The sequence below is a fragment of the Reinekea sp. genome (assembly GCF_982785585.1).
The window spans coordinates 31,557-48,090 of the sequence record NZ_CEYAVF010000031.1 but is presented as its reverse complement, the minus strand read 5'-3'; the positions used below and the strand labels follow the sequence as shown (position 1 = coordinate 48,090).

Annotated in this window: 17 protein-coding genes; all 17 read right to left on the bottom strand. The window is 54.8% G+C overall.

Translation table 11 applies throughout. The annotated features are described in order from the left end of the window. Positions 1-60: 60 nt before the first annotated feature. The gene (gene der, locus AC4FIC_RS12225; RefSeq protein WP_100257457.1) at positions 61-1,440 is read right to left on the bottom strand and encodes a ribosome biogenesis GTPase Der; all 1,380 of its coding nucleotides are present in this window, start codon (positions 1,438-1,440) and stop codon (positions 61-63) included. Positions 1,441-1,656: 216 nt separating this feature from the next. Then, the gene (locus AC4FIC_RS12220; RefSeq protein WP_100257458.1) at positions 1,657-2,787 is read right to left on the bottom strand and encodes an outer membrane protein assembly factor BamB family protein; all 1,131 of its coding nucleotides are present in this window, start codon (positions 2,785-2,787) and stop codon (positions 1,657-1,659) included. Positions 2,788-2,815: 28 nt separating this feature from the next. Then, the gene (locus AC4FIC_RS12215) at positions 2,816-3,448 is read right to left on the bottom strand and encodes a YfgM family protein (RefSeq protein ID WP_158524354.1); all 633 of its coding nucleotides are present in this window, start codon (positions 3,446-3,448) and stop codon (positions 2,816-2,818) included. Positions 3,449-3,556: 108 nt separating this feature from the next. Beyond that, positions 3,557-4,807, bottom strand: a complete 1,251-nt coding sequence (gene hisS, locus AC4FIC_RS12210; RefSeq protein WP_227003832.1) for a histidine--tRNA ligase — start codon at positions 4,805-4,807, stop codon at positions 3,557-3,559. A gap of 39 nt (positions 4,808-4,846) precedes the next feature. Then, positions 4,847-5,965 (bottom strand): flavodoxin-dependent (E)-4-hydroxy-3-methylbut-2-enyl-diphosphate synthase, encoded by a 1,119-nt coding sequence (ispG, locus tag AC4FIC_RS12205; RefSeq protein WP_100257461.1) that lies wholly within the window; start codon positions 5,963-5,965, stop codon positions 4,847-4,849. Further along, positions 5,962-6,756 (bottom strand): type IV pilus biogenesis/stability protein PilW, encoded by a 795-nt coding sequence (gene pilW, locus AC4FIC_RS12200; RefSeq protein WP_273286024.1) that lies wholly within the window; start codon positions 6,754-6,756, stop codon positions 5,962-5,964. The genes ispG and pilW overlap by 4 nt, the downstream gene beginning before the upstream one ends. Beyond that, on the bottom strand, positions 6,753-7,913 hold the full coding sequence (rlmN, locus tag AC4FIC_RS12195) for a dual-specificity RNA methyltransferase RlmN (RefSeq protein WP_100257463.1): 1,161 nt from the start codon (positions 7,911-7,913) through the stop codon (positions 6,753-6,755). The genes pilW and rlmN overlap by 4 nt, the downstream gene beginning before the upstream one ends. Positions 7,914-8,081: 168 nt before the next feature. Continuing rightward, positions 8,082-8,507, bottom strand: coding sequence for a nucleoside-diphosphate kinase (gene ndk, locus AC4FIC_RS12190; RefSeq protein WP_100257464.1), 426 nt, complete (start codon positions 8,505-8,507; stop codon positions 8,082-8,084). 179 nt (positions 8,508-8,686) lie between these two features. Continuing rightward, the gene (locus AC4FIC_RS12185) at positions 8,687-9,118 is read right to left on the bottom strand and encodes a SufE family protein (protein WP_100257465.1); all 432 of its coding nucleotides are present in this window, start codon (positions 9,116-9,118) and stop codon (positions 8,687-8,689) included. A 40-nt stretch (positions 9,119-9,158) separates the two neighbouring features. Beyond that, on the bottom strand, positions 9,159-9,686 hold the full coding sequence (sufT, locus tag AC4FIC_RS12180) for a putative Fe-S cluster assembly protein SufT (RefSeq protein WP_100257466.1): 528 nt from the start codon (positions 9,684-9,686) through the stop codon (positions 9,159-9,161). Next, the gene (locus tag AC4FIC_RS12175; protein WP_100257467.1) at positions 9,686-10,057 is read right to left on the bottom strand and encodes a HesB/IscA family protein; all 372 of its coding nucleotides are present in this window, start codon (positions 10,055-10,057) and stop codon (positions 9,686-9,688) included. Before AC4FIC_RS12175 ends, sufT begins: the two co-directional genes overlap by 1 nt. A 36-nt stretch (positions 10,058-10,093) precedes the next feature. Next, on the bottom strand, positions 10,094-11,314 hold the full coding sequence (locus tag AC4FIC_RS12170; RefSeq protein WP_287418517.1) for an aminotransferase class V-fold PLP-dependent enzyme: 1,221 nt from the start codon (positions 11,312-11,314) through the stop codon (positions 10,094-10,096). Next, the gene (gene sufD, locus AC4FIC_RS12165; RefSeq protein ID WP_100257469.1) at positions 11,311-12,597 is read right to left on the bottom strand and encodes a Fe-S cluster assembly protein SufD; all 1,287 of its coding nucleotides are present in this window, start codon (positions 12,595-12,597) and stop codon (positions 11,311-11,313) included. Before sufD ends, AC4FIC_RS12170 begins: the two co-directional genes overlap by 4 nt. Then, on the bottom strand, positions 12,598-13,347 hold the full coding sequence (gene sufC, locus AC4FIC_RS12160; protein ID WP_100257470.1) for a Fe-S cluster assembly ATPase SufC: 750 nt from the start codon (positions 13,345-13,347) through the stop codon (positions 12,598-12,600). 53 nt (positions 13,348-13,400) lie between these two features. After that, positions 13,401-14,840 carry a Fe-S cluster assembly protein SufB gene (gene sufB / locus AC4FIC_RS12155; RefSeq protein ID WP_100257471.1) on the bottom strand — a complete coding sequence of 480 codons (1,440 nt, stop codon included), beginning with the start codon at positions 14,838-14,840 and terminating at the stop codon, positions 13,401-13,403. Further along, on the bottom strand, positions 14,837-16,012 hold the full coding sequence (locus AC4FIC_RS12150) for an aminotransferase class V-fold PLP-dependent enzyme (RefSeq protein ID WP_273286022.1): 1,176 nt from the start codon (positions 16,010-16,012) through the stop codon (positions 14,837-14,839). Before AC4FIC_RS12150 ends, sufB begins: the two co-directional genes overlap by 4 nt. Next, positions 16,012-16,503 carry a Fe-S cluster assembly transcriptional regulator IscR gene (iscR, locus tag AC4FIC_RS12145; protein ID WP_100257473.1) on the bottom strand — a complete coding sequence of 164 codons (492 nt, stop codon included), beginning with the start codon at positions 16,501-16,503 and terminating at the stop codon, positions 16,012-16,014. The genes AC4FIC_RS12150 and iscR overlap by 1 nt, the downstream gene beginning before the upstream one ends. Positions 16,504-16,534 lie beyond the last annotated feature (31 nt).

The following is a 16,534-nucleotide window of genomic DNA, read 5'->3' as shown; positions in this document are numbered from 1 at the left end:
AAAAAAAAGCCATCAACGATGGCTTTTTTATCTGCAACTCTGACCTCAGCTACTCAGCGCTTAGTTAGAGTAACGCCCCTTATGTTTCTTCGAATCATTAGTTCGACGACCTTTGGCGACATCATCATAGGGGTTTTCATTGACCCGGAAATGGAACCGAATCGGCGTACCGCGCACGCGCAGTGCCTTACGGAAAGCATTTTCCAGGTACCGTTTATAACTGCCGGGAAGCTTGTCGATCTGATTACCGTGTATCACGATAATCGGCGGGTTCGAGCCACCTTGGTGAGCATAGCGCAACTTGATGCGGCGTCCACCGACCAAGGGCGGCTGGTGCATCTCGGACACACCCTGCATCAGAGTGGTCAGCTGATTAGTGCTCCACTTACTGCGCGCGCCGGTATAGGCTTCGTCGATCGACTCATAGAGATGGCCAACGTTAGTACCATGTTTGGCGGAAATAAAATGGATATCGGCCCAGTCTAAGAACGGCAGCTTACGATCGATCGCAACGCGCACCTTCTCTTTCTGATCTTCCGACAGGCCATCCCACTTATTGACCGCAATCACCAAGGCGCGGCCCGATTCCAGAGCGAAGCCGAGCATGTGCATGTCTTGATCCACCAGGCCCACCTGGGCGTCGATCAACAGCACGACAACGTTGCCGTCCTGAATTGCCTGCAGGGTTTTCACGATGGAGAATTTCTCGACCGCTTCGGTAATATTCTTACGACGGCGGACACCGGCGGTATCGATCAACATGTATTGTTTACCATGCCGCTCATAGGGAATATAGATTGAATCCATGGTGGTGCCGGGCTGATCAAAGACCACAACGCGCTCTTCACCGAGTAGACGGTTGACCAGGGTCGATTTTCCGACATTGGGTCGACCGATGATGGCCAAACGGATGGAATCGGATTCCAACGGATCGCCCAGATCCTCCGGAGCCGGAAACATCGCCAGCGTGTCTTCCAGCAGGCTGCGCACACCATGGTTGTTCGATGCAGAAATCGGCACCGGTTCGCCCAGACCCAATTCAAAGAAATCGGCCGCAGCTATATCGGGATCCCGACCATCGGTCTTATTGACCACGACAATGATGGGCTTGTTTGCTTTGCGCAGATGATCGGCCAGAAACTGGTCGTCGCCAGAGATACCGGCCATGCCGTCAACCAGAAACATAACAATATCGGCTTCGTCTATGGCCACGAAACTCTGTTTGGCCATTTCGGCATCGAGCCCTTCCTCATAACCGCTGACGCCGCCGGTGTCGATAACGATAAAGGGGCGGTCCTCCAGGCGGCCATCGCCGTACTTTCGATCGCGGGTGAGCCCAGAGAAATCGGCGACCAACGCATCACGCGAACGGGTAAACCGATTAAAAAGGGTAGATTTGCCGACATTGGGTCGACCGACTAATGCTATTACTGGGGTCATTTTAAAAAAATCGTCTTAATAGTTAGTAGAGTCATTGTAGACTGGATACCGTTTAGCGACAGTCTTATCTGTACAATTAACGATCAGCATCTGAGCGGCAATTTTACCGCCACAGTGGGCTATATTGGTTGAGCTCCGCGCTAGTGCGGTTACTCAAAATCTGCGGCGCTCACACTCGGCGAGGGTCGCAGCTTGGGTCTTAAATTGTCCGTGCTATCAGGGCCGTATCAGTTGCAGTGACTTAACCCGAGTGCTGTAACCTTGCAACAACACGCCATCGGCAAAGGCGACTGGGTCGCTATTAGTGCCGCGCCAATCGATATGACGTGAGGTCAACCATTGCCCTGTCTGACTGTCTAAGACGTGCAAAAACCCCTGCCTATCGGCTGCGTAGAGTGCACCATCCTGAACTAACAGCTCACTCAATTGACGATATTCAAAATCGGTGGCGGTCCATATAATCGATAGATCGAGCGGATCTAGGGCCACCACATGGCTCTGAGCATTCACACCAAACAACCATTGGCCGTCCGTTTGAATGGCCCGGTAGGATGAAAAGCCCGTTGCTTGCAGGACCCGACCGGTGGCGGTTTCAATAGCGACTAGATCACCCTGATAACCGGTCACAAACAGGCGGTCATCGATCAACGTAACATGAGCATCGACATCGACCAAACGGCTGATGTCGGTTTTACCGCTGGCGCGGGCGAGGCGGTATTCCCAAATCACCGACCCATCGACCGTGCTGAGCGCCACGATCTTGCCATTGGCCAGACCGGTCACTACGGCCTCGCCACTGCTCGTGCGAATCAGTTCCGGGCCGCTGGTGCCGGTTAATGTCAAATCGGGCTCAGCGTCTTGAAAGACCCACAACAGCCGACCGGTGATGCGCTCGATGGCGCTGAGTCGGCCGTCGATGGTTTGAATAAATACTCGATCGGGCGTCAGTAGGGCCGGCTCCGTTGCCAGAGCATTCAATTTAAAGGCCCACAGCTGCTGATAGTCTCGGTCCAACAAGAGCGCCAAGCCGTCACCGGTGATCGCCACCATCTGTTGCGCATCGACCGCAAGCGGCGCCGACAAACTGTCGCTCACCTGCGTTTGGCGCACAATCGTGCCTGCTGCGTCGAGCTCAACTACCTGACCAGAGGCCAAGGGCACATAGGCCGTAGCGCCATAAACGCTTGGCCGCAGCTGACCAAAGGCCCTGCGGCCCTGCTCATCACCCAATAGATGCCACCAGTCGACCCGAAGTTCGGCCGCACTCGGCAACTGGGCTGGCATGGCAACGGGCGCTTCCTTAATCCCGCTGTTTGCACAGGCGGTCAGAGTCAAAAGTATTAACATTGAACTCAGAACGCGCACGCTGTATTTCTTATTCAGCAACGGCTAGGTCGTCCAGTTTCAACTGCAGATATGGGTTGTTGATATCCTGCTCGGAGCTCAGATCCAGCGCGGCCTTGTAGGCCTTGCGGGCTTCATCAGGCTTACCCTGGGCCAGTAATATGTCGCCCTTCAATTCAAAACTCAGGGTCTGATGGCCGGTTCCGCTCATCGCATTGAGGCTGGTCAAGGCACCATCGAGATCGTCCAGAGCATATTGCACCACGGCCTTACGATAGAGGATAACGGTTAACAGTTCGGCTTCAGCGTTTTTAGCGGCCCAGTCCAGTGCGGGCAAAGCGCTTTCCAGCTTGCCGGCATCAACGGCCACCTTGGCTTCTTGCAGTGCTGCCATCACGCCGTAGCCCAAATCCTTATATTCGCCTTTCAGCAACTCGATCTGAGCTGTAAGCGCTTCGCTATCGGGCGTCTCACTGGTGAGGTTAACGAGCAGCTGCTCATAGGCCTTAGAACCCGCAACGCGATGCGTTTGGGCAGAATCTTGGTACATGTAGAGACCAATGTAAGACACGATAAAGGCTAAGCAACCGCCAATAACCCAATTGCCGTTTTTGTTCCACCAGCCTTTGATGGCTTCAATTTGTTCCTGATCGGTTTCGTACACGCTTGATACTCCCAAAAATCCAAAAATGCCGGTACTGCGCCCGGCTTATAGTGTTCGAACCGGGCGTTGCGGCCGCGGGTTAATAATCACAATTAATTCAGCGGAGCATTATAGCCCCAGTTGGCCTAATACTTCAGCCAATTCGTGCCATGAACTGGACTGCTGGGCGATATTTCCGTGTAAATCTTTGACTTGGACCCTTTTTTCCAACGCTTCATCGTCACCGAGGATCAAGGCCACCGCGGCACCGGATTTATCGGCTTTCTTCATCTGGCTCTTAAAGCTGCCGCCGCCGCAATTCATTTGCAGACGCACGGCCGGCATTTCAGTGCGGATCTGTTCGGCCAGCACCTGCGCGACGGCGTCGGCTTGGTCGCCGGCAACGACCAGGAAAAGGTCCACGGTTTTCTCAATATTGGCCGGCACCGCATCAACGGCCTGCAATAACAGCAGTATCCGCTCAATACCCATGGCAAAACCGGACGCTGGGGTCTCTTTACCGCCCAGCATCGGCACCAGGCCATCATAACGACCGCCGCCACAGACGGTACCCTGGGCGCCGAGGGCATCGGTCATCCATTCGAAGACGGTCTTGGTGTAGTAATCGAGCCCGCGCACCAGACGCGGATTCACCTGGTAGGCAATGCCGTTCGCGTCGAGGCGGGCACGCAGATCGGCGAAGTGCAGCCGCGACTCGTCATCGATGTAGTCATCGAACACCGGCGCGGCGTTGAGCAGTTTTTGGGTGCTGGCCGATTTGCTATCGAGAATCCGTAACGGATTCACATAGAGACGGCGCAGACTGTCGTCATCGAGCTGGTCTTTGACGCCCTCGAGATAATCAACCAAGGCCTTGCGGTAACGTGCCCTCGCCTCACTGCTGCCAAGAGTATTGATGTGCAATGTCAACGAGCCGAGCACACCGAGCCGGGTAAAGAGCCGATGGGTCAACAATATCAGTTCGGCGTCTATGTCCGCTCCGGCCATGCCAAAGGTTTCGACGCCGATCTGAAAAAACTGTCGATAACGACCCTTTTGCGGCCGCTCATAGCGAAACATCGGTCCCTGATACCAGAGCCGCTGAATCTGATTGTACAGTAGACCGTGTTCTAGGGCCGCGCGCACACAGCCGGCAGTGCCTTCCGGCCGCAGGGTCAGGCTATCGCCATTGCGGTCGTTGAAGGTATACATTTCTTTTTCGACTATATCGGTATGCTCGCCCACGCCGCGCGCAAACAGCTCGGTTGGCTCGACGATGGGCATGCGGATTTCACGATAACCATACTGACTCAGCACGGCTTTTACCTGGCCTTCTAAATACTGCCAAAGCGGACTGTCACTGGGCAATATGTCGTTCATTCCGCGCACGGACTGCAAACTGGTCAAGCGCGTATCTCCTTAAATTTTGGCGATAATGGTTGAATCGAATTTTTCTTTATCAGCGATTTTTTGCCGTATTAAGCGCTCAAAATGATCCACCAACTGGCCGTTATCAATCTTGTGGTCGGCCTTGCCATCGACGTAGATCAGGTTGCTAGGCGAGCCACCGGTAATACCCAAGTCGACCTCCTTGGCCTCCCCAGGACCGTTGACGATACACCCGATCACCGCCACATCGAGCGGCGTCAGGACATTGTCGAGGCGACTTTCGAGCTCGTTGAGCGTACTGATCACATCGAAGTTTTGCCGTGAACAACTTGGGCAAGCAATAAAGTTAATGCCCTTGTTGCGCAGGCGTAGGCTCTTGAGAATATCAAAGCCGACCTTGATTTCTTCCACCGGGTCGGCCGCTAAGGACACCCGCAGGGTATCGCCGATGCCGTCCATCAGCAGCATGCCCAAGCCAATCGACGATTTCACCGTGCCACTGCGCAGGCCACCGGCTTCGGTAATGCCCAGGTGCAACGGCTGATCGATCTGTTTGGCAATCAGGCGGTAGGCGGCAACTGTCATAAAGACGTCGGAGGCCTTGAGACTCAGCTTAAAGTTTTGAAAATCCATGCGATCGAGAATGTCGATATGGCGCATGGCCGACTCGACCAAGGCTTCCGCCGTCGGTTCGCCGTATTTGCGTTGTAGGCTTTTTTCCAACGACCCGGCGTTAACACCGATGCGGATGGCAATATTACGATCGCGGGCGGCGTCGATCACAGCCCGAACCCGGTCGTCGCGGCCGATATTGCCCGGATTGATGCGTAAGCAATCGACGCCCAATTCGGCGACTCGCAGCGCGATCTTGTGGTCAAAATGGATGTCGGCAATCAACGGCACCGAGACCCGGGCGCGAATTTTGCCAAAGGCTTCGGCCGCGTCCATGCTCGGCACCGATACTCGCACCAGGTCGGCACCGGCATGCACTAAGGCTTCGATCTGCCCGACCGTGGCGTTAACATCTTCGGTGTCGGTATTGGTCATAGATTGCACCGCAATCGGTGCATCCCCGCCGATCGGGACATTACCCACCCAGATCTTGCGCGAAACTCGTCGTTTAATCGGGCTTTCAGTTCGTTTATTCATGCAGCGTCTTGCTCCGCCTGCCATCTCAGGTAGGTTTGATACTCTACCGATTGAGGGAATTGATTTTTCAACTGCAGGGTCATCGACGACAGCGCGTTCTTATCTTGCGCCACCTTGGCCAATTGAATACCCAACCACAGCGTTGTGGCATTGTGCCGGCCATGCTGCGCGCGCACAAGCTCGACGAAGCCGTTGTAATAGCGATAGGCTGTACTCAGCTCCTGACGCTCGAAGTAGATATTGGCCAGCCCCAAGAAGCTATTGCCTAACAAGGGATTCAGCGCTAAGGCGCGGTTGTAGCTGGAAATGGCCACATCCATCTTGTCGAGCCGCGATGCGACGATGCCCTGATATTCAAACGCCTGAGCTCGGCGAGTCGAGACCGTATCCTCAAGGGTCTTGTTAAGCTGCTTATAGGCTCCCTTGTAGTCACCTCGGTTATAGAGATAGACACCGTATTGAAAATGCCCTTCGGTGCTTTCACCATAACGCAGCGCTTTTTGGAAATGGCTGTCGGCCAGCTTAAATTCCAATTCGCGATCGTAGACCCGGGCCAGGCCCATATGGGCGCCCGGTAACTGGTCGTCGATCGCCAAAGCCTTGGTCAGAGCCTCTTTGGCCTGCTGATTGGCACCCTGTTCGAAGTAACCGTAACCGATCTGAACGTAGGTCAGGGCGGCCTTATTTAAGTCTTTTTTAGCATCAAACGAGCTGACGGTCGTGGTCACGCAGCCGGTTAAACCGAACACGACCAGTGCCGAAATCAGTAACCGAATGCTGGCTGATGTCATACGGCACTCCGATCGGTGCGCTTGGTGGCCACCGTGGCAGCGGTTTGCCCCAACTCCACCGCTTCGATAAACCGTTCCGAACGCCGAGTCTTGTCAGAGACCTGACCAATCAGCTGACCACAGGCGGCATCGATGTCATCGCCACGGGTTTTACGAATGGTCACGTTGTATCCGGCCTGTTGCAGGATATCCTTAAAGCGGTGCATGCGGTTATTGCTTGGCCGCTCGTAGCCGGAATTGGGAAACGGATTAAAGGGTATCAGGTTGATCTTGCAGGGCGTATCCCGCAATACCGCGGCCAATTCAGTCGCTAATTCCTCACTATCGTTGATGTGATTCATCATCGTGTATTCGATGGTACAGACCCGCTTATCGGGCAGCCGCTCAAAATAGGCATTCACCGCCTTCAACGTCTCGGCGATACCGTATTTTCGATTGATCGGTACCAGCTCGTTGCGCAACGCATCATTGGGCGCATGCAGAGACAGGGCCAGGGACACGTCGCTGACCTCGGCCAGATCGTAGATTCTTGGCACCACACCGGAGGTACTGAGGGTGACACGCCGCTTGGACAGGCCGTAGGCGTTGTCTTCCATCATCAGGCCCATCGACTCGACGACGTTATCAAAGTTAAGCAGGGGTTCGCCCATGCCCATCATGACCACGTTAGTGACGTGCCGATCCCGCTTTTTGCCCGGCTCATCCCAAGACCGGGCCGCGACCCAGAGTTGGCCAATGATTTCAGCCGAGCTCAAATCCCGATTGAAGCCCTGTTTGCCGGTCGAGCAAAAAGAACAGTCTAGGGCACAGCCAATTTGCGACGAGACACAGAGGGTGCCGCGTCCTTCTTCCGGTATGTAAACCGTCTCAACGGCATTGCCACCGGGCATTTTCATGACCCATTTGCGCGTGCCGTCGATAGAATATTGCTTAAAGGTCACTTCTGGCGGCACTATTTCGGCCACTAATTTCAACTTATCGCGCAGCGCCATGCTGACATCGGTCATATCATCGAAGTTATCGACACCTCGTTGATGAATCCACTTCAACACCTGTATTGCTCGAAACCTCTTTTCGCCCAGCTCCTCGGTAAAAAAGCGCTCCAGCGAACTCAGGCCCATGCCGAGCAAGTTAATTTTCTGTGTTGTTTGTGTCATCTAGGTTACCTAATAGTACTGCGCCAAAACCGGCCAAGTCTTTCGCTGCAAATGGCGGCAAAAGGCTCTAAAATTTAAAACTCAAAAGGGAGCTCAGCCTTAAACTGAGCTCCCTCTGTATTCTAGCATCCAGGGGCAGCACAAACTGTCGACTGCCCCGTTCTTTACTTAACGTGAAAAGATTTCATTTTCGTTAAAAAAGAACGCTATTTCACGGGCCGCAGACGCTGGTGCGTCAGAACCGTGCGCCGAGTTGGCATCGATGCTCTGGGCGAAATCGTGACGAATGGTGCCGGCCGCCGCATCAGCAGGGTTAGTAGCACCCATGATTTCACGGTTTTTGGCAATGGCGTTCTCGCCTTCAAGGACCTGGACCATGACCGGGCCAGACATCATGAACTTGACCAGGTGCGGGAAGAAAGGACGCTCCTTATGTTCCCCGTAAAAGCCTTCGGCCTGCTCAGAGGATAACAACAGCATCTTAGATGCAACTATCTTCAAGCCTGCAGTTTCAAAGCGAGAATAGATGGCACCAACCAGGTTACGGGCTACGGCATCGGGTTTAACTATAGAAAAAGTGCGTTCAATTGCCATTTAGGCCTCTCTAGGGGTTTTTTTATTGGGTTTTTCGGCGCCACATTGTACGTTGAATTCGCCGGCCAGGCTATCTTTGTCTGGCAATGGTCCGGGCTAAGCAAAAGCCCAGACCCGGTATAGCACCTAGTGCCGGGGCATGGCTGCGGCAACGCTGGCGAGTTCTCGATCGTCTAACGCTATACGGCCAATCGGGCGGTGGCGATATCTTGAATTTTTTTCACCATGGCGCGTAAACCGTTGCCGCGCGACGGGCTTAGATGACGCACCAGGTCCAGGGCGGTGAAATACCGTTCGATGTCGACGGCCAATATCGCTTGGGCACTTCTGCCATTGAAGGCGACCAAAACCACCGCCAGCAAGCCCTTGACGATATGGGCATCGGAATCAACCTTGAATATAAACAGCTCGTCCTGTTGCTCTGGCACCAACCACACCTGGCTTTGGCAACCACGCACCAAGTTCACCTCCGACTTCAGCTCGTCAGCCATGGGCGGCAGCTCCTTGCCCAGATCAATAATGTATTTGTAACGCTCTTCCCACGAATCGAAGAAGGATAGATTTTCGATGATATCGTCTGCGCTGATATCGATGCCGAATACTGGATTCATAAGGGGCCTCTATAAATGGGGGGTCTGGGATGGCATCAACTTAGCTGAACATACCGGTTTCAAGCTGCGCCTCTTCGGACATCATATCGCGATGCCACGGCGGATCGAACACCAGATTGACCTCAACCTGCTGCACATTAGGCACCAACGCCACGCGATACTTGACATCATCAACTAACACCGGACCCATGCCACAACCCGGGGCGGTCAGCGTCATATCGATAAGTACCGTTTGGCCTTGAGTCGAGACCTTGTAGATCAGACCCAAGGCCACTAGGCTAACCGGAATCTCCGGATCGAAGATTGTCGCCAGAGCCTGCCAAACTTGGGCCTCATCGACATCGGGGCCGGTGACCGGGGTAAAGATCAGTTTTTCGGGCTCAAAGCCCAGGGCATCGGCGTCGGTGCCATCAATACGCGCCATATTGCCATGATAGACCACCGTATAGTTGCCACCCAAGCTCTGCGTCAGGGTAACAAAGGTATCGGCTGGGATGGTCATGGGGGTGCCAACGGGTACTAGGCGAGCGTTGACCGCTCGAGTGGTGACCACCACTTGTCGTTCCATCAGTCAGCCTCCACAACAAAGCTCTCGCCACAGCCACACTCGGCGGTGACATTCGGGTTGTTAAACTTGATCAACTGATTCAAGCCATCCTTTTTAAAATCAATCTCGGTACCCTGCAGTATCGCCAGAGCCTCTTGCTGGACATGCAAGGTGACGTCATCGGCCATCACCAGGCTGAGATCGCCCGGCTCTGCCGCGGCGACGAAATCGATCTTGTACATATAGCCGGAACAACCGCTTTCCTGAATAAACAACCGCACCGAGGCCTTGTCGGCCTGGGCCAGCTGCTTGCGAAAATGCCCTACCGCCGCATCGGTCATGGTGATATTGGGGGTTTGCAATGCTTTTGGATCAAACGACTGTACGCTCATAATTCGCCTACCTTCAGGGTCTAACGAACAGACCTGTCAAAAAAGAAATAATTTTACCTTGTCCAACGCCGCAAACAGGGCATCGACATCTTCTCGGGTGTTGTAGAGCGCAAAGCTGGCTCGAACCGTACCGGACACACCCAAGCGACTCATAATCGGCATGGCGCAGTGACTGCCGGTGCGCACCGCAACGCCCTGCTGGTCGAGCAAGGTGCCGACATCGTGCGGATGGCTGCCGTCGAGCACAAAGCTTAGCACCCCGGCACGCTGGTCGGCTTGGCCAATCAGCGTGAGGCCGGGATAGTTGTGCGCACATTCGACGGCGTAATCCAGTACCGCCTGCTCATGCGCCATCATCGCCGCTCGGTCCAAGCCATTGAACCAGGTGATGGCCGCCGCCAAACCGACGGCTCCGGCTATGTTAGGCGTACCCGGCTCAAACTTATAGGGCACCCGATTGAAGGTGGTCTGTTCAAAACTGACCGTTTCGATCATCTCACCCCCACCCATAAAGGGCGGCATGGCCTCGAGCAGGGCCATTTTACCATAGAGCGCACCGATGCCCGTCGGACCAAAGAGCTTATGGCCGGAAAAGGTGTAAAAGTCACAGTCCAGCGCCTGCATATCGAGGTCAAAATGGGCCACGGCTTGGGCACCGTCGACCATGACCAGGGCACCAACCCGGTGCGCCCGGGCGATGATCTCGGCGACCGGGTTGACGGTACCCAAGGCATTGGAGACGTGCACGATCGAGACAAACTTAACCCGCTCATCGAGCAGGCCATCCAGGGCCTCCAGATCCAGCTCGCCGGCGTCGGAGACCGGAATCGGCACCACTTCGGCACCGGTTTTGGCGCACACCAGCTGCCAAGGTACTATATTGGCATGGTGTTCCATGGCCGATACTAGGACCCGATCACCCGGCTTCAGGTTGGCCTGACCCCAGCTAAAGGCAACCAAATTGACACTCTCGGTGGTGCCCTTGGTCCAGATAATCTCGTCGCTAGAGCCGGCATTCAAGAGCCCCTGCACCGCAACCCGGGCCTGTTCAAAGGCCGACGTTGCACGGTCACTCAGGGTATGGGCGCCGCGATGCACATTGCTGTTATCGTGCCGATAGAAGTTACTGATGGCATCGATCACCGCGTCGGGTTTTTGCGTCGTGGCGCCGTTATCGAGATAAACCAACGGATTGCCATTAATTTGCTGGGCTAAGATCGGAAACTGGGCCCGGATTGCTTGCACATCAAAGCTCATAAGGCCGCTCCCGATAGCGCCGCCACCTTGGTCGCAAATAAGGCCTCGAGCAGCGGACGCAACAGTAAGCGCACCGGCTCATCGTCTAGGGCATCGAGCAGTTCATTGATAAAACCAAAGCTAAGCATCATTTCGGCATCTTCTTTGGTGATGCCGCGCGCCTGGAAATAGAACAGCAAATTCTTATCCAGCTGGGCAATGGTCGCGCCGTGCGCACAGCGGACATCATCGGCGTAGATTTCCAGTTCCGGCTTGGTATTGATTTCCGCCGTATCGCTGAGCAACAGGTTACGATTTTGCAACTCGGCGACCGATTTTTGCGCCAACTTGTGGATATGAATCCGACCGTTGAACACGGCATGGCCCTTATCAGCGAGGATACCGCGAAAAGTCTCAGTCGATTGGCAGTGCGGCACCTCATGCTCTAGCACGGTGTGGTAATCGATCAGCTCGTTACCCTTTGGCAGATAGACGCCATTGAGGGTTAGCCGAGCGCCTTCACCGCGGTGGCGCACCACTATATCTTTGCGCTTTATCTGACCGCCAACGGCCATATGAAAGGCGTTCAGCGCTGCATAGGCCTCTAATGTTGCCGTGACTCGTCCGATATGGCGGATATCGCCGGTTTCCAGCAGCAGGTGATAATGCGTCAATTGCGCCAATTCGGCGACAAAGAGCGCGGTATTGGGATTCACAAAGCAGCGGCCTGATGGGCCATGGCTAAAGGTTTCCACCAGCGTCAGATGCGATTCCTTGCCTAGATCGACCAAGACCTGAATATTGCTAATGGCGTCGACCCCCTGACTGATGTAATTCAGGTGGATCGGTGCAGACACCTTAACGCCGGCGTCGACGCTCAACCAATAGGCCTGGTCGAGTAGGGCTTGATTCAGTGAATCGAAGACAAAACCATTGCGTTCCGCATCGATCCGCGCCAAAAACGCCAAGCCTTCATCGGCCGAGCAGTCGCTCAGACGGCGCAACGAGACGCCCGCCGGCAGAGTCGGTAGGTCTTGGAGCTGACCGTTGACCAGGTCGATGCGGATGTCGTTCCAGTTTTCAAAGCGAATACCCGGTTCATCCGTCGACTCGGTGGATTTTTGCCAGGTGACATCGAGTAAGGCTTTCAGAGGCGTGTATTTCCAGGCCTCGGTTTTGCGCGTCGGCCAAGCCAAGGCGGCGAAATCGTCCTGACCTTGCTGCTGCCAATCTTTAAGCCATTGCGGCGCCGCGGCTTGCGCAACGGCAGAGCGCGCGCTGAGGGTGTTCAATGCAACCGTCACCTATACGTGCTCCTCATCGATCCAGCCATAGCCGTCTTTTTCCAACTCAAGCGCCAGCTCGCGGCCGCCCGACTTAACGATCGAGCCGTTCGCCAAGACATGGACATAATCGGGCACGATGAAATCCAACAGCCGTTGATAATGGGTCACGATGATAAAGGAGCGATCGGCCCGGCGTTGGTCATTCACACCCTTGGCGACCAACTGCAGGGCATCGATATCGAGGCCAGAGTCGGTTTCATCCAAGATGCACAGGGTCGGCTCGAGCAGCATCATTTGCATCAGCTCATTACGTTTCTTCTCACCGCCGGAAAAACCTTCGTTGACACCGCGCTTGAGAAAATCAGCCGGTAGGTCCACCAAGGCCGATTTTTCCCGGGCCAGCTTGATAAAATCAATGGAGCTGTAGGGCGTCAGGTCGCGCGCGCGACGAATGGCATCGACTGAGGCCTTGAGGAATTCCATATTGGACACACCCGGTATCTCGACCGGATATTGAAAGGCCAAAAATACGCCGCGCCGGGCGCGCTCTTCGGCATCGAGCGCCAGTAAATCCTGATCATTAAATTGGATGCTGCCCTCTGTGACCTGGTAGCCATCGCGACCAGCCAATACATTGCCGAGGGTGCTCTTGCCGGCGCCATTAGGGCCCATAATGGCATGCACTTCGCCCGCCCGAATATCCAGGTTGAGGCCTTTTAAAATGTTTTTATCGTCTATCTTTGCATGTAAATTTTTGATGCTTAGCATGAGGATCAAGAACCTATAATTAGGTGAAAAAAATTCTGTGTTGCCAACGGAATTTAACCGACAGCCCCTTCCAATGAAACTTCCAGCAGCTTGCCTGCTTCGACGGCAAATTCCATCGGCAGCTCTTTAAAGACTTCCTTACAGAAGCCATTGACGATCATCGATACAGCTTTTTCAGCATCGATGCCGCGTTGACGACATAGGAACAGCTGGTCTTCACTCACCTTGGACGTGGTCGCTTCATGCTCCACAACGGCCGAGCGATTTTTGCTTTCGATATAGGGGAAGGTGTGCGCGCCGCATTGATCGCCGATTAACAGCGAATCGCACTGGGTAAAGTTACGTGCGCCATCCGCGCCCGGATTCATCTTCACCAGACCTCTATAGGTATTCTGACTCTTTAACGCACTAATGCCCTTGGCAATAATGGTCGAGCGGGTGTTTTTGCCAATGTGAATCATCTTGGTGCCGGTGTCGGCCTGCTGGAAGTTACTGGTTAGCGCCACCGAATAGAATTCGCCCACGCTGTCATCCCCTTTGAGGATGCAGGAAGGGTACTTCCAGGTCACTGCCGAGCCGGTTTCCACCTGCGTCCAGCTGATCTTCGCGCGCTTATGGGCAATGCCGCGCTTAGTGACGAAATTGTAGATACCGCCCTTGCCTTCTGAATTGCCCGGATACCAATTTTGCACGGTCGAGTATTTGATTTGCGCATCATCGAGCACCACCAACTCCACCACCGCGGCGTGCAATTGATTTTCATCGCGCATCGGTGCGGTGCAGCCTTCGAGATAACTGACATGGCTGCCTTCATCGGCAATGATCAGGGTGCGCTCAAACTGTCCGGTCTTGGCTTCATTAATGCGGAAGTAAGTCGACAGCTCCATCGGGCAACGCACCCCCTTGGGAATGTAAACGAAGGAACCGTCGGAAAAGACCGCTGAGTTCAGCGCGGCATAAAAGTTATCGCGCTGTGGCACGACCGAACCGAGGTATTTTTTCACCAACTCCGGATATTCGTGCACCGCCTCGGATATAGGGCAAAAGATCACCCCCACATCCAATAGCTTTTGCCGAAAGGTGGTGCCGACCGAGACCGAATCGAACACCATATCGACCGCGACGCCAGCCAGAGCGGCGTGTTCATGGGTCGGAATGCCCAGCTTCTCGTAGGTCGCCAATAATTCCGGATCGACCTCATCGAGCGATTTAGGTCGATTCTCTTCCATACTCTTAGGCGATGAATAATACGATAGGGCCTGAAAATCGGGCTTTGGATAGGTCACATGGGCCCAGTCCGGTTCGTCCATTTCGATCCAGGCACGAAACGCCTTGAGGCGCCATTCGAGCAACCATTCCGGTTCGTTCTTTTTGGCCGAAATCAGTCGGACCACATCTTCGTCGAGCCCTGCCGGTATGGTCATGGACTCGACATCGGTGACAAAACCCGCCGAATACTCAGACTTTAGGTACTGTTCCACTTCTTCACTCATGATTGGTGCCTTTTATTGCGGCTTGCCGAAGTGCGCAAGCTATTGACTGCTTCAGTGAGACTAAGGATGGCGCTATCGACATCGGCTTCGGTGCTAAACCGACCCAAACTCAAGCGCAGCGAGCTGTGTGCCGCCTGATCACTTAATCCCATGGCTTTTAGTACAAAAGAGGGTTCTATGCTGGCCGAGGTACAGGCCGAGCCGGTTGACAGAGCCAGATTGCGCACCGCCAACATTAGCGCCTCGCCATCGACGCCGTGAAAACACACATTGAGGTGGCCCGGCACGCGGGGTGCCGCGCCACCGTTGATGGTGACATCGCCCAGCTCCACGAGGGCATTGAGCAAACGATCACGCAAGCGGCTAATACGCTCAGCCTCCTCGGCGAAACCGGCGTTGAGAATCTTGGCCGCGGCCCCGATGCCAACGATCTGGTGGGTCGGCAAGGTGCCCGAGCGCATACCCCGTTCATGGCCACCGCCGTGAATCTGGGCGACTAAATCAAGTGGGCTGCGGCGGCGCACATAGAGCGCGCCGATGCCCTTGGGTCCATAGAATTTATGAGCTGACATCGACAGCAGACTGATCTGGGCCGAATCCACATCGAGCGGCATCTTGCCAATGGCCTGGGCCGCATCGACATGAAAGAAAATACCCTGTGCGGCGCAGAGCGCGCCAATTTCAGCAATGGGGTTGCACACCCCGGTCTCGTTATTGACTGCCATAATACTCACCAAACGAGTGTGCTCGGTGATCGCCGCGGCCACGGCCTGGACGCTGATCACCCCATCGGCATCGGGCTTCAGAATCGAAAGCGGATAGCCTTTGGCGTGCAGGTAGTTACAGGGGTCTAACACGGCCTTATGTTCTGTGGCGCTGGTGATCAGATGGCACTCGGCTGGGGCGTAGCTTTCTGCCACGCCCTTGATGGCCAAGTTATTCGCTTCGGTGGCCCCGCTGGTCCAGACAATTTCTCGGCTATCGGCTTGAATCAGATCGGCCACCTCGTTGCGTGCGTCCTCGACAGCTTCTTCGGCCATCCAACCGAGTATATGAGAGCGTGAGGCCGGGTTACCGAACTCGCCATCTCGGGTCAGATAGGCCATCATTTTTTCGGCGACTGGGCCATCGACCGGCGTGGTCGACGCATAATCAAAATATAGTGGGCGCATTAGTCGACCTGTGTCGTGGCGATGGCTTCTTGACTCTGACTAACGCGCAGCTGCAGCTTTCTGTTTTGCCGCTCATTAACGAGTTTCATCTCGCTCCGATCGACCAGATTTTGCAGACTGATATCATCCAAGAAACCGTGAATTTGTTGACTAAGGTCCTGCCAAAGGTGATGCGTTAGGCAGGCTTCACCCTGCTGACAGCCGGTCTGGCCGCCACACTTGGTGGCATCCATCGACTCGCTGACGGCGTCGACTACCGAGGCCACACTGATAAGCGCTCGCGCTCGACCGAGCAGATACCCGCCGCCCGGTCCACGGACCGACGCGACCAGACCCTGCTTGCGCAGCTTGGCAAATAACTGTTCTAGATAGGATAGAGAAATGCCCTGGCGCTCGGAAATATCGGCAAGATTGATCGGGCCACTTTCCTCGTTTAATGCCAAGTCGAGCATGGCGGTAACGGCATATCGACCTTTGGTTGTCAGTTTCATCCCGAGTGTCCACTGCGTTAAGAGTGAGGGA

Bases quoted from the DNA above. Each gene is read 5' to 3' on its own strand.
- der (WP_100257457.1), bottom strand. From the start codon at position 1,440: ATGACCCCAGTAATAGCATTAGTCGGTCGACCCAATGTCGGCAAATCT.
- AC4FIC_RS12220 (WP_100257458.1), bottom strand. From the start codon at position 2,787: ATGTTAATACTTTTGACTCTGACCGCCTGTGCAAACAGCGGGATTAAG.
- hisS (WP_227003832.1), bottom strand. From the start codon at position 4,807: ATGAACGACATATTGCCCAGTGACAGTCCGCTTTGGCAGTATTTAGAA.
- ispG (WP_100257461.1), bottom strand. From the start codon at position 5,965: ATGAATAAACGAACTGAAAGCCCGATTAAACGACGAGTTTCGCGCAAG.
- pilW (WP_273286024.1), bottom strand. From the start codon at position 6,756: ATGACATCAGCCAGCATTCGGTTACTGATTTCGGCACTGGTCGTGTTC.
- rlmN (WP_100257463.1), bottom strand. From the start codon at position 7,913: ATGACACAAACAACACAGAAAATTAACTTGCTCGGCATGGGCCTGAGT.
- ndk (WP_100257464.1), bottom strand. From the start codon at position 8,507: ATGGCAATTGAACGCACTTTTTCTATAGTTAAACCCGATGCCGTAGCC.
- AC4FIC_RS12185 (WP_100257465.1), bottom strand. From the start codon at position 9,118: ATGAATCCAGTATTCGGCATCGATATCAGCGCAGACGATATCATCGAA.
- sufT (WP_100257466.1), bottom strand. From the start codon at position 9,686: ATGGAACGACAAGTGGTGGTCACCACTCGAGCGGTCAACGCTCGCCTA.
- AC4FIC_RS12175 (WP_100257467.1), bottom strand. From the start codon at position 10,057: ATGAGCGTACAGTCGTTTGATCCAAAAGCATTGCAAACCCCCAATATC.
- AC4FIC_RS12170 (WP_287418517.1), bottom strand. From the start codon at position 11,314: ATGAGCTTTGATGTGCAAGCAATCCGGGCCCAGTTTCCGATCTTAGCC.
- sufC (WP_100257470.1), bottom strand. From the start codon at position 13,347: ATGCTAAGCATCAAAAATTTACATGCAAAGATAGACGATAAAAACATT.
- sufB (WP_100257471.1), bottom strand. From the start codon at position 14,840: ATGAGTGAAGAAGTGGAACAGTACCTAAAGTCTGAGTATTCGGCGGGT.
- AC4FIC_RS12150 (WP_273286022.1), bottom strand. From the start codon at position 16,012: ATGCGCCCACTATATTTTGATTATGCGTCGACCACGCCGGTCGATGGC.
- iscR (WP_100257473.1), bottom strand. From the start codon at position 16,503: ATGAAACTGACAACCAAAGGTCGATATGCCGTTACCGCCATGCTCGAC.